The organism is Chryseobacterium sp. CBSDS_008, from assembly GCF_049959325.1.
In the GTDB taxonomy this organism is placed as follows: domain Bacteria; phylum Bacteroidota; class Bacteroidia; order Flavobacteriales; family Weeksellaceae; genus Chryseobacterium.
The window spans coordinates 1,457,024-1,470,312 of sequence record NZ_CP188202.1 but is presented as its reverse complement, the minus strand read 5'-3'; the positions used below and the strand labels follow the sequence as shown (position 1 = coordinate 1,470,312).

Genomic DNA, 13,289 nt, shown 5'->3' with positions numbered 1-13,289 from the left:
ACTGGTTTTAAAACGGATTAGGAAATAAAAAAACCGACATCGAAGAGTAAAATCTTCAAATGTCGGTCTTGTGACCAAGACGAGCGTATCTTCAAACACTTTTATCGATGATTTGGTTCGATTGAGCCACATTAAACAGGAATTGGCTATTTCAGATCTAGTATTAAGTTTATTGTAGTTGTAAGATTTTGTAATATCGTTTTAAATATTTGAAACAATCGAAGTTGAAATAATTTGACTTCATTTTACTTCAATTGGCGTCTGCCTTTTCATAAAGATTTTATGAAGTATATTTAATTTGTATGTAGTTAATAGGATTTATATAACGGAGTTGCTAATTTTGCTAGGGCATAATTCTTATACTCTTTATATTTAAGAGTTTGAAAAGATCAAAAAAAATACCTAATAATACACATTTCAAATTTCTTTTGCTCCTTTTTGTAGTTAAATAAAAACTAGTTTAAACAAGCTCTTTATTAAAGTTAATATTAATCTTTGCTTAATGTAATTTTTTTTAATAATAATTAGCAGCAATTTTTAAATCGCTGTTCATATATAAATTCATTAAAATTTACATTTCCTATTAGAAGAATTTTAATGCAACGCCAAATTCCTGAGATGGTGCACACCTTTGCTAATTGCATAGCTTAAATTGAACTATTCCTTTAACAGCACCATTTTTATCTTTCAAACTGAATTTTTGAAGTCTACATCGTTTTCAAGATAAGTGACTCGTATTCCCGGTTGTCTCTCAGATGTTATCAGTGGATTGGGTGAAGTTATTTGGCCTTCCAGTTTAAAAAAGGTGGTAGGCATCTTCTCTGCAATAATGTAGTAAAATAACAGAATATAGTATATCGCAATAATGTGATATTTTAAATAAAGAGAAATAAATGAAAAATGATTAATAAAAATTAATATTAAATCTAATTAATGTGAAAATTACAGCTACTAAATAGTTTTAAATTCGAACAATCTTAAATTCAAGATAAATAAAACTATATACAACATGAAAAACCTCTACATGAGTGCATTTACCTTATGCATAGGCTTGAGTCTCTCAGCACAAAATATAGTCTGGGAAAAGAATATTAAATCCAGTAGCCAGGATTTTTTAAGCCAAGTAACTACTACAATAGATGGTCAGTATTTGATTACTGGAAGTACTATTCAGGCTAATACTTCGGCAGGCTCAGCGACTGCAAAACAAAATAATGGCTACGATTTTCATTTAGTAAAGTTGAACCAGCAAGGTCAAGAGGTTTGGGAAAAGTTTTTCGTAGGAAACAACCATGACTATTTGTCTGCAACAGTAGCCACACAAGATGGTGGCTTTTTGGTTTCAGGAACTTCATTTTCATCGAAAAGTGTTGATAAGAAAGAAGATTCGAAGGGTGGATCTGATGTCTGGCTAATCAGAATCAATGAGTTTGGTGATGAACTTTGGCAAAAAACATTGGGAACAAGTGCTGATGAAGAAGCCAGATCGGTTATTCAAACTACAGATTTAGGTTTTTTTGTTGCAGGAAATGTACAAAACTCATCTAAAGATTATGGTTCAAAAGATGTTTTAATTATAAAACTTGACAAAAACGGAAAAGAACTCTCTCAACTCATTTTAGGTGGAAAAGGTTTAGACGAAACTGAAAAGATGATACCGACCAGGGATGGGGGAGCTTTGTTGGGGATTTATTCACGAAGTGATATTGGAGGATCAAAGAAAACAGAAAATTTTGGTGAAGGTGATTATTGGATCATTAAACTCAATAAAGATGGGAAAGTAGAATGGGAAAAGAACTATGGAGGAAAAGGAGATGACCATTTAAGAACGTTGGCTTTAACTTCAAACGGCTTTTTAATTGGAGGAGAATCAAGAAGTCAAAAATCTGGGAATAAAACTGCAGGCATTGAAGAAGGAACAGATCTATGGCTAATTTCACTTGATGAGAGAGGTCAGGAGCAATGGCAAAAATCTTATAGCTTCAAAAATAGAGATATTTTAATGGGAATGAGTACTATTCATTCTTCTGATGATAAAACTTCTAAAGGAATATTGTTGGGTGGATATACTCAAACAGAAGGAAGAATAGAAGCAGACGATGAAACCTTTTGGATGCTATATCTGAATCCAGATGGTAATGAGCAGTGGAGAAAATATGTAAAAGGAGAATCAAAAAGGAAAGAAGAAAGATTATCCGATATTAAACTGAACAGAGACGGATCCATTATTTTAGCAGGAACCAGTGCAGAAGAATTAGGAAAAGAGAACTGGAAGATTGTAAAGCTAGGCGACAAACAGATTGATCAATTAATTGAAAAACAAGATATCAAAATTTATCCAAACCCGGTCTCAGATTATGCTTACGTAGAAATCGGCTTTGACTTTAAAGATGCTGATATTACCTTGTATGATATGAGTGGAAGACAATTACAGAATATAAAAACGAAAAACAAAATCACCAAGCTTAACACCCAATCACTTGTAAAGGGCGCTTATCTAGTTTCTGTAAAAACAAATGAGGGTAAAACGACATCTGCTAAACTCATCAAACAATAAATATAATGAAAAATATATATAAAGACTTTTTTATCCTGCTGTTCTTTTTACTATTGGGATTAAGGCAAGGATATGCACAGAGTGGTATGGCATTAGAAAAATCCATTGCCTCGTTATCCAGTTATATAGATGCCCCTGTTAATGAAGCTACGGGACTTCCTAGTATTAGTATTCCTATTTTAAATGTTCCTATGCCGGATCATAGTGTAGATTATCCTATCAGTTTAAGATATAATGTCAGAAATTCTGAAAATACATTCAATGTTAGTGATGTAGGCCAAGGATGGTCATTATTCGGAACAAGTGTTATTTACAGGGAAGAACGAGGGAATGTAGGAGAATGTGATAGAGTGAATTATCCTTCTGTTTCCCAGGAAGATACTTATTATTATAATGTGCTTGACTTATCTGGAAAACTTGCCATCAAAAAGACAGCCGGTGTTTATAAAGTGGTCAATCTAACGCCTACTAACAACATTAAAATAGAAGTTAATAATTCTAATGCGATCCCGGGATTATTTACTCCTATCGACTTTACCATTATTACTGATAATGGTTATAAGTATAACTTTACTAAAATTGATACTTACCAATTTAGATGTTACGCATATGATTATCCAATCACTAGTGGAATAACATCTTCCTATTATCTTACAAAAATTGTGAGCCCATCCAATGTTGAAATCGCAAACCTTGATTATCAGTTACAAAGTAAGACTTTGCCGAACCTAGAAATCAAAAAATATTGCAAGATAAAATCAATAAAGACTTCAAAAGGAGAAGTTAACTTTGATTTTGCTTATGATGATGGTTTAGTAAATACCGTAAATGACCCTCTGCGACTGAATAAAATAAGTCTTAAAAATCCTGCAGGAGAAGTCCTATATTCCTTTTTAATTAACACATATATTTCTTCTTTTCCTTCCAATGATCAGATGAAAAGAAAACGTATACTCAATTTTATAAGAAAAAATGATAAAATTGATCTGAAAATAGAACAAACCGTTTTTGATTATGAAAATAGCGCACAGTCTGGGCAGCAGGAAGGCATTTTAAAGAAGGTAACATTACCTGCCGGAGGAGTTGTGGAATATAATTATGAAGATCATGTGTATCCTAATCATATTTCTCCCGTTGCAAACCTGGCGAAAAGAATTAAAAACATCAACTATTACAAAAATAGTATTGATACTACTCCTGAAAGAACGATAAATTATAATTATAATTTCTTTGGTACGACATCTTCATCAGGATATAAATATTTTGGTGAACTGGATGAGTATTCTGACCAGAAAGATGTTGCTTATATTCTTTATAAAAATGTTAAGATATGGGAAGCAGGTAAAGGATATATACAAAAAACATTTATTACTCCTAATGATTATCCGAAATACCTGACTTCACAGTTATATGTCAATTATTATTATTTCTGGCCTAATTATAATATTACAAGATGGGGGTTACTGTCCAAAGAAGAAGTATATAATGAAGAGAGTGCATTGCTTTCTCAAAAAGAATATAAATATTTCTTCGATCAATATCAGGACAGCCAGTATGATTTCAAAATTACACCGGAATATTCAGTATTTATTTCAGAACATATTTCCAGTAAGATCGCTTACATTCTGAAAACAAACCAAACAGAGAAGGTATTTGATCCTTTTAATAAAAGTATAACTAAAGAATCAGAGGTTAGTATCAATGCCATGAATCTCAAACCTGGTTATTTAAAATCGATTGTCAACGGAAATATAAAAGAAAAATTCATTGCATATCCTATTAATTTATCTGGTTATTCTCATTTGGAAAATGCAAATATGATAGGAGTTCCAGTAATTACCGAAGAAAAGGAAAATGGAAAACTGCTCTCAAGATCAAAAATACTATTTAATAATGGTTCTTTGTTGCCCACTTCTATTCTTACTACCAATATCGCAGATGAGAGCACGAAAGAAAGTGTAAATATGAATCTGTATGACAACAAGGATAACCTTCTACAGTTTTCCAATGCTTCAGGAGTACCAACTGCCATGATATATGGATATAACCAATCTTCTTTAATCGCTAAAATTGAAGGAGCCACTTATAATCAGGTTCAGAATTTGGCACAAGCAATCATTGCTGCTTCAGACGTGGATAATAGTGCAGGAACTCAGGCATCAGAAGATGCATTGCTCTCAGCACTAAATACTTTCAGAAATAATCCTGCTTTATCACAATATCAGATTACTACTTATACATATGACCCGCTAGTTGGAGTGAGAAGCACAACACTTCCATCTGGAGTGAAACAATATTATATGTATGACAATGCGGGCAGACTCCAATTTATTAAAGATAAAAACGGATATATCCTGGAGGATTATCAATACAGATATAAAAACTATAAAGATTAAACTATGAAAAAAACATATTCTAGTATACTGATATTGGTTGGGCTTTTACATTACGCCCAGACTGTTCCTCCAATATTTAATGGACAAAATTCAGATCTTTCAGGAGTTAATGAGAATTACATCTATGTTCGTAACTATCTGGAGCCAACAAGTATTAGTAATCCTCAAGCGAAACAGATTCAGAATATCCTTTTTTTTGACGGATTAGGAAAACCGAATCAAAATATAACAATTCATGCTTCTCCCACAGGTAATGATCTGGTTACTCATATTCCTTATGATAATTTCGGAAGACAGGCTGAAGATTGGCTTCCTGTACCAATGAGCAGTCAAAATGGTAATATCCAGGTTCCACCTTCCACTTCAGGATATTATACAACCTCTTCCGGCAGTGTGGATGCACTGATATATGGCAAAAAGAATTTAGAAAATTCTCCTTTAGATCGTTTGCGGTCTTATGCGGGTCCTGGAACTGACTGGTCTGGTAAGCAGTCTATATATAATTATTATACTAATAATGACGTAGAAGTCTACAAATTTACTACCACCTCAACTTTGAATAACGGAGTCATTTCGTCTGTTTTGAATTCTCAACTCATAAATTATCCTGAAGGCGCTTTATATAAAACCGTTATTAACGATGAAGATGGACATGAGGTTACAGAATTTAAAAATGAGCAGGGACAAACCTTATTGACACGTAAAAAGCAAGGTTTTTCTTACCTTAGTACTTATTATGTTTATAACGAATATAATCAATTAGCTTTTGTTATACCTCCCTTAGCAAGCCAGAAGATTGCAGTAGCTAATGGTGTTACCCCAGATATTCTCGCAGGCTTAATTTACCAATACCGATATGATGGCTGGAACCGTTTGACAGAAAGTAAAAATCCAGGAGTAGATTGGAAATATATGGTGTATGATCAGATGGATAGATTAGTCATGTCGCAGGATATTAATCTACGTTCTCAGGGAAAATGGCTCTTTACAAAATATGATGCTTTGGGTCGTATTGCTTATACGGGGCTTCTCAATAGCTCAGGCGACAGGCAGGCTCAACAGGCTGCAATCAATACAAGTCCTGGTGAAACGAGGAGTAGCAGTGGCTTTACTGATTTAGAAGGTTCCACGATTTATTATACTAACGGGAATACTTATCCTCAAAATAATATGACGGTTTTAAGTGTTAACTATTATGATACGTATCCTCCGGGAAGTCCTTCAAATAGTTCAGGAGTGGTTACCCAATCTAATCTTTTGGCTTCTTTTGTAAAAAATATAGAGAACAATAGCTGGACAAAAAACTACATATATTATGATGAGAAAGGAAGAGCAATAGCAGACCATTCGATCAACCATTTGAATGGTTATACCAAAAAAGAATCTACGCTTACCTTTTCCGGATTGCCATCAAATATTTTGACGTATCATAAAAAAGATGCAAACAGTCAGGAAGTAATAATCAATGAGTTTTTCACTTATGACCATCAAGATAGATTAATAAAGCATACTCATCAAATAAATGGTGGAGCAGAAGAAACTCTTGCTGAATACATTTACAATGAGCTGGGACAGCTTCAGAATAAAAATGTAGGTAATGGTATACAGTCACTGGCTTACCGGTACAATACACGTGGGGCTTTAACTCATGTTAATGATCCTAACAGCTTAAATAATAAGCTTTTCGGATATGAACTTAAATACACAAATCCTCAAAGCAATAATGCAATCTATAGCGGAAATATTGCAGAGATCGACTGGGCCACTCAAAGTGATGGCATATTGAGAAGATACGATTATAGCTATGATGGAGTAAACCGAATTTCAGGCGGACTTTATATGGAACCTAATGCCACAAATCCAAATGCTTATTACTTCAACGAAAGTGCTGAGTATGATGCCAATGGGAATATATTGTATCTATCCAGGTTTAGAAAGTCGCAAAACAGTACTTTTGCTGAGTATGCTGATGGATTAAGCTATACCTATGATAATAACAGCAACAGGCTTGTAAGAGTAAAAGATACCACTAATAATGGAGCAGGCTACCCCATTGGAGGAAATACAATTACTTATGATGACAGTGGGAATATGAAAAATCATTTAGATAAAGGAATAAATACAATAAATTATAATTTCCTAAATCTTCCTAATAATATAAATATAAATCCTGGAACAAAAAAACAGGGAACTATTCAATATATTTATAGAGCAGACGGCACTAAAGTTGCTAAAACATATACAGGTACTTTAAACTCAATAACTACCACAGAGTATATTGATGGATTTCAATATTCTTCTTATGCAGGTTTATTAACTCCAATTACACCCTCAGGGCTTCAATTTGTACCAACAAGTGAAGGATATTATGATTTTACCAAAAGTAAGTATATTTACAATTATACAGATCACCTTGGAAATGTAAGGGTAAGTTACCTTAAAGGAACCAGTGGAGCAGCAGAGATCATTGAAGAAAACAACTATTATCCTTTTGGATTAAAGCATGAAGGATATAATAATATAGGATTAGGTAATCCTAATTATAAATACGGCTATCTGGAGAATGAATTGCAGGAAACAGGAATGTATGATATGAATGCCCGTTCTTATATGCCTGATCTGGGAAGATTCATACAGCATGATCCTTTAAGTTCTTTGTCATTAGATGCTTATGGATATGCTTTTAATAATCCTATAGCTATTAAAGATCCCACAGGGCTGTTTGGAGAAAGTGCAAACTGTCCTCCTGACTGTTCAATTCCTCCTAATTCTCCGGGCGGTGCCAATAATCCACGCCTTATCGAAGAAGTGGTAGTAGGTAATAATCCTGGCGGAAGTTATCTGCCTGCTGGCTTTTACTATTATCCTTGGGGTGGCTATGGCTATGGCGATTATAGCGGAGGATCCAACAGCGTGGGACCTGTATATAACATTACAAATGCACCAGGAGAAGATCCGCTTGCATGGTTGCGCACAAGGAATATGCCTAGTTTCCAGGATATGTATACCTGGGGGAGTAGGGGAAATTGGTTTTTTGGAGCAGCAGCAGCTTTATCAGTAATAAAAGGAGGTTTGAATGCAGAAAGAATGTATGGACAGGGAATCAGAAGGGGAATAACTGCCAATTATCAATTAACAGGAAGAAACCTGAGCCAATTTGGAAGCATGGCACCTACAAAAGCATCTTTTCCAACTTCTTCTGTAGCAAAATGGGGAGGAATTGCCGGAAAAGTAAGCGTTGGAATTGGTATTGTGTTAGATTATAGAGCACTCCAAAAAGGAGAAATTTCTGAAGGTAAATTTTATTTTAATTCAGGGGTGGGACTTTATGGGTTAACAGCTGTAGGAGCTGTGCCATCTATATTATATTTTGGTGTAGACGCTTTTTATCCGGGAGGTTGGACAGGTAATGCAGAACATCCGGGAGCATTTAATGATCAATCTCGATTGAATCAAGAAAATAGTTTTAATCCCTATTGGCAAATTTGGCCAGGAGCAATGAAACAATAAACAAATTCTATGAACAAAATAAAAAGAGCATATTATTACTTTTTCTATAAAATATATAAGGCAATGATATGGACATCATTTCCATTTAGAAATTTTTTGAACGGGTTTAGAGCTGGTTTGGTAATGATAGTTCTTGAATTCTGGATCGCTTTTTCTATTCAAAATTATTATTATATAATTAATAATATAAATCCAAAATCAATTTCAGACTTATCATTGTATATCGTAGGTTTTATTATAATAATATTCAATTATATAACACTTGATCATAATAATAATGTTTGGAAAAAGTATAATTTGGAATTTGATAATCTGCCTAAAAGAAAGAATATAATAGGAGGTATAATTGTTTGGTCAATAGTTTTATTTATAACTATTAATTTTTTTACATCTATCCATTATTCCCAAAAAAAGTTTTCTATTCGTTATACTCCAGAATTTATTGCAAAAGAAAGAAGAATAGATTCTTTACAGAAAGCTCAGCAAATTGAAAAACTTAAAAAAATCTATGGAGAAGATAAAAAAAAAGACAATGAATAAACCTGCTGCAAAAAGAATCCCTTCATATAGTTATAGTATCTTATTTAATTTAATCTCCTGTTGGCGTGAGCGCAATGCCCATATCTAGAAAAAGATTAACAAAGTATATAAATAAATCCGAGAAGACATTAGCTTCTCGGATTTTATGTATAGAATCTAAATGTTAAATGGAATCTGAAAGTATTTTTTTTGTAGAACTTAATTACTGAATCATTATTTGTGATCTAAGGTTTTCAAGAAAGTAGCAAGTAAAGAATTGGAGTTGCTAACACAAAGAGTATACTAATCAAGTATTTTCAATAAGGGGTTTGATCTGAAACTTTATTAAAAAAATGGCGCCAGCTGAAGACAGCTGGCGCCATTTGGCTTTTGGTGACCTCGACAGGATTCAAACCTGTAACCTTCTGAGCCGTAATCAGATGCGCTATTCAGTTGCGCCACGAGGCCTTTTGTTATCTTGCTGTTTAACGGTTGCAAATATACCACTTTTTTCCGTTCTTTGAAACATGAAACAGAAAATTTTACTTTTATTTACGGTCTTCTCGCTAATTGCCTGTAAAAGAGAATCAAAAAATTCATCCTCAGATTGGACAAATATCTCTGCCCGTACCCAATTTAAGGAACATGATGGTACCCTGGAGCTAAAATCAGGGAATTTTACTTATGATTTCAAACAAAATCAAACTCCTTTTAAGAGAATTATCCTGCTGAACGCAAGTATGGCGGGATATATTTCAGAGCTTGGAGCGGAAAGTATAATTATAGGAGTTTCCAGTCCGGAATATATTTATTCAGGAAAAATTCAAAATCTGATTAAAGAAGGGAAAATCCAAAACGTAGGAAGCGAACAGAAATATGACGTGGAAAAGATCATCTCTATGAAGCCTGATGCTATTTTTACCAATCACATTGCCAGCTTCGACAATACTTATGAGCTTTTAAAAAACAACGGTATTCAGGTTATATTCCTTGATGAATACTTGGAGCAGAAGCCTTTGGAAAAAACAGCTTATATTAAACTTTTCGGAGAATTTTTAGGAAAAGAAAAAGAAGCGGAAGCTAAATATCAGGAAGTAGAGAAAAACTACAGTAATCTGAAAAAGCTTGCGTTAAAAGCAAAAGAAAAACCTGTTGTCCTGGCGAACGAAATGTATGGTAATGTATGGTATCTTCCAGGTGGAAATACTTCCGTAGCCCACTATATTTCGGATGCCAATGCGAATTATATTATGAAGGATAATAAGGATGAAAAAGCGCTGACAATGAGTTTTGAAGAGGTATATGCCAAGGCAGGCGAAGTTCAGTACTGGGTGAATGCAGGAAGCCACGCTTCGAAAAAAGAAATGCTGGGCATGAATCCTTTCTACGGAAAGCTGGATGTATTCAACAAAGGAAAAGTATATACTATTGCAGGAAAAGAGAAACTGAAGGCAAATGATTTCTTCGAAAGCGGTGTGGTAAGAGCAGATCTTATCTTAAAAGATTACATAAAGATCTTTCATCCTGAACTTCTACCGGATTATCAGCTTACTTATATGAAAGAATTGCAGTAACTCGTACTATTTGCTTATTTTTGCCTTTCCTTTTATAACGTTATGTGGAAAAAAATTAAACAGCTTATCTTCATCATTCTTGTTCTGAATGTAGTTTTTATCATCTGGGGTAGATTCTTTAATCCACCAATTACTATTACCCAGATAGGAGGACTTTTTGAATACGGAAAACTGCACAGGGATTATATTTCCTATGATGAAATGGGGAGCAATGTGAAAAAAGCCGTAATCGCTTCAGAAGATCAGAAATTCTTTGTTCATGATGGTTTCGACTATACAGCGATCGAAAAAGCCATGAAATATAATGAGAAAGGCAAAAAAATAAGAGGAGGAAGTACCATTTCACAGCAAACTGCAAAGAATGTGTTTCTCTGGCAGGGCAGAAGCTGGGTAAGAAAAGGACTGGAAGCCGTCTATACCTTCATCATCGAAAAAGTATGGACTAAAGATATTATTCTTGAAAGATACCTGAATTCTATTGAAATGGGACAGGGGGTATTTGGTGTGGAAGCTGCAGCTCAGTATTATTTTGGGAAATCATCGAAGGATTTAAGTGTCTCAGATGCAGCCTGGATTGCCGCTGTATTGCCTAATCCGAAGAAGTATGATCCTAAAAATCCATCGCCGTATTTAAGAAAGAAGCATAATTGGATTATGAGACAGATGAGGAATGTGAGTTTGAAATAGTATCTTTGTACTAATGAAATTCTTTAATTCCAGCACAAATTTTGAGTCAGTTCTTAAAAAATATTTTTCTTTTAAGAACGAAACCCTTTCTTTAGAACCTTTTGCAGAGTTTTTAGAGACTATAAAAGAGGCAGATTTCACAGATGTGCTCAATTTTTTCAGAAGCAATCCGAATTTTGCTGAGAACTTTAAATATTATATTCACAATATTTTTAAAGGAAGACCTTTCAACCTTTCTCTGACAGAAGCTAATATTCTTTCAGAAAATGCCTTCTTTCCGGAACTTAAAAAAAGAATCCTGAATAAGGTTTTACCACCTGTTGAAAACGAAAAAACAGTGTGGTATATGATTGATAACGTCAGTCTGAGACCGAAAAAGGATCTGAAATACCTCCATAATCTTCCTGAAAATGAAATTGATGAGTTTTTAAATATATTGGGAGCTTCAGATTTTATTCTGAAACCCAATGTAAAAAAAGAGCTTATTTTCTCAATGAACATTCTTTCCTGGAGGGTTACAGGAATGGCTATGGAAGTGGAGGTGGTGCGCATGGCTCCGCAGTACAGGAATCTGGATAATCCGTTTCTTGCTCTTCAGAATGAGCTGGAAACATTGGCTGAAGACCTTATAAAAGATCCGCAATTACAGTTACATTCCAAAGACAGCAGATATAAGCAGATTAAAATCTATTCAGAACAATGCCTGGAATTTGTGAATATTGCTTTTAAAAATTCAGCTAAATATGGTATTTCAGGGAAGATTAACCAGTCTCTTCTGAAAATCCGCCAGCAGACCGAAAGAATTTATGATATTGTACAATTGCTGGTTATTGATACCGATGAAGATGTTCAGGTAAAATCCAAACAGCTGGTTTTTAATATTCTGAACTATAAGTCTCATAAAAATAATATTTCAGACCTGATCAATGACAGCACGAGGCTGATCTCACACCTTATAACCAACCACACCGCAGAAACCGGAACTCACTATATTACTTCTACCCGAAAGGAATATATGACGATGTTCTACAAAGCAAGTGGCGGCGGAATCATTGTAGGAGCACTTTGTGTGTTGAAAATGCTGTATGGATATATTCCCGGGAGTGATTTTTCTCACGCCTTTTTATATTCCATGAATTATGCAATGGGATTCGTGATGATTTACCTGATGGGATTTACCCTGGCGACAAAACAGCCGGCGATGACGGCAGCTACCATGACAAAAGTATTGTCTGAGGAAGGAAATGCCCAAAGAAATAATACGGAATTTGCCCATCTTGTCTCCAAGTTATTCAGGAGCCAGTTTATTGCCTTTGTAGGAAATGTATTGCTTGCATTTCCGGTAGCTCTTGCCATTATTTACGGGCTGGATGTGTTTTTCTCCCAAAATCTTGCCGTAGAAAGATCAGATAAATTGTTGAAAGACCTCGATCCTTTTAAATCAAAAGCGATTCTGCATGCCAGTATTGCCGGATTTTATCTTTTTATTTCAGGGATTATTTCCGGTAATATCGGGAACAACTCTGTCTTTTATCAGATTCCGGAAAGAATTGCTAAAAACCTTTCAATCAGAAGCTTTTTTGGAAAAAAATTCGCCAAAGGACTTTCAAAATATTATGCTAAAAACTGGCCGGGAATTATCTCTAATTTCTGGTTTGGTGTTTTCCTGGGTGCTACAGCGCCGGTCGGGATGTTTTTCGGTCTCGATCTCGATATCAGACACATTACCTTTGCTGCCGGTAACTTTGCATTAGGATTGTATGGAAAAGATTTTTCAGTAGATTCCTACACATTCTGGATGTCTTTCTTAACAGTATTCCTGATCGGTTTCTTCAATTTCCTGGTAAGTTTCAGTTTATCCATGTTCCTGGCATTCCGGTCCAGGAAAATGAATTTCGGACAGGTAAGTGAGATCTATAAGGAAATATTCAGATATTTTATCAAGCATCCGTTGAAATTCTTCCTGCCATTAAGCTCAGGGCTGGATAAAAAAGCAGACGACCTGATGAGCAGTACCATTTCTAATAAATCAGAAGAACATTAATA

Annotated in this window: 7 protein-coding genes and 1 tRNA gene; 7 read left to right on the top strand and 1 reads right to left on the bottom strand. The window is 34.5% G+C overall.

Going from position 1 to position 13,289, the window contains the following annotated elements; all coding sequences use genetic code 11:
• Positions 1–1,009 precede the first annotated feature (1,009 nt).
• Genes ACP3T3_RS06565 through ACP3T3_RS06550 form a run of 4 tightly spaced genes read left to right on the top strand, consistent with a single transcriptional unit; the run spans position 1,010 to position 9,003 of the window.
• Positions 1,010–2,557, top strand: a complete 1,548-nt coding sequence (locus ACP3T3_RS06565) for a T9SS type A sorting domain-containing protein (protein ID WP_426479107.1) — start codon at positions 1,010–1,012, stop codon at positions 2,555–2,557.
• Between the two features lie 5 nt (positions 2,558–2,562).
• On the top strand, positions 2,563–4,953 hold the full coding sequence (locus ACP3T3_RS06560; RefSeq protein ID WP_426479106.1) for a hypothetical protein: 2,391 nt from the start codon (positions 2,563–2,565) through the stop codon (positions 4,951–4,953).
• Between the two features lie 3 nt (positions 4,954–4,956).
• The gene (locus tag ACP3T3_RS06555; protein ID WP_426479105.1) at positions 4,957–8,463 is read left to right on the top strand and encodes a DUF6443 domain-containing protein; all 3,507 of its coding nucleotides are present in this window, start codon (positions 4,957–4,959) and stop codon (positions 8,461–8,463) included.
• A 9-nt stretch (positions 8,464–8,472) separates the two neighbouring features.
• The gene (locus ACP3T3_RS06550; RefSeq protein WP_426479104.1) at positions 8,473–9,003 is read left to right on the top strand and encodes a hypothetical protein; all 531 of its coding nucleotides are present in this window, start codon (positions 8,473–8,475) and stop codon (positions 9,001–9,003) included.
• A 370-nt stretch (positions 9,004–9,373) separates the two neighbouring features.
• Here ACP3T3_RS06550 and ACP3T3_RS06545 read toward each other — a convergent pair.
• Positions 9,374–9,450, bottom strand: a tRNA-Arg gene (locus ACP3T3_RS06545).
• Positions 9,451–9,509: 59 nt separating this feature from the next.
• Here ACP3T3_RS06545 and ACP3T3_RS06540 point away from each other — a divergent pair.
• The 3 genes from ACP3T3_RS06540 to ACP3T3_RS06530 are packed head-to-tail and all read left to right on the top strand — an operon-like array spanning position 9,510 to position 13,287.
• Complete coding sequence (locus ACP3T3_RS06540) at positions 9,510–10,556, top strand: ABC transporter substrate-binding protein (protein ID WP_426479103.1); 1,047 nt, start codon at positions 9,510–9,512, stop codon at positions 10,554–10,556.
• 42 nt (positions 10,557–10,598) lie between these two features.
• A complete protein-coding gene (gene mtgA / locus ACP3T3_RS06535; protein WP_426479102.1) occupies positions 10,599–11,243 on the top strand; it encodes a monofunctional biosynthetic peptidoglycan transglycosylase in 645 nt (214 codons plus the stop codon).
• A gap of 13 nt (positions 11,244–11,256) precedes the next feature.
• Positions 11,257–13,287 carry a recombinase gene (locus ACP3T3_RS06530; RefSeq protein WP_426479101.1) on the top strand — a complete coding sequence of 677 codons (2,031 nt, stop codon included), beginning with the start codon at positions 11,257–11,259 and terminating at the stop codon, positions 13,285–13,287.
• Positions 13,288–13,289 lie beyond the last annotated feature (2 nt).

Excerpts from the sequence above, each read along its gene's own strand:
- ACP3T3_RS06565 (WP_426479107.1), top strand. The coding sequence starts at position 1,010 with ATGAAAAACCTCTACATGAGTGCATTTACCTTATGCATAGGCTTGAGT.
- ACP3T3_RS06560 (WP_426479106.1), top strand. The coding sequence starts at position 2,563 with ATGAAAAATATATATAAAGACTTTTTTATCCTGCTGTTCTTTTTACTA.
- ACP3T3_RS06555 (WP_426479105.1), top strand. The coding sequence starts at position 4,957 with ATGAAAAAAACATATTCTAGTATACTGATATTGGTTGGGCTTTTACAT.
- ACP3T3_RS06550 (WP_426479104.1), top strand. The coding sequence starts at position 8,473 with ATGAACAAAATAAAAAGAGCATATTATTACTTTTTCTATAAAATATAT.
- ACP3T3_RS06540 (WP_426479103.1), top strand. The coding sequence starts at position 9,510 with ATGAAACAGAAAATTTTACTTTTATTTACGGTCTTCTCGCTAATTGCC.
- mtgA (WP_426479102.1), top strand. The coding sequence starts at position 10,599 with ATGTGGAAAAAAATTAAACAGCTTATCTTCATCATTCTTGTTCTGAAT.
- ACP3T3_RS06530 (WP_426479101.1), top strand. The coding sequence starts at position 11,257 with ATGAAATTCTTTAATTCCAGCACAAATTTTGAGTCAGTTCTTAAAAAA.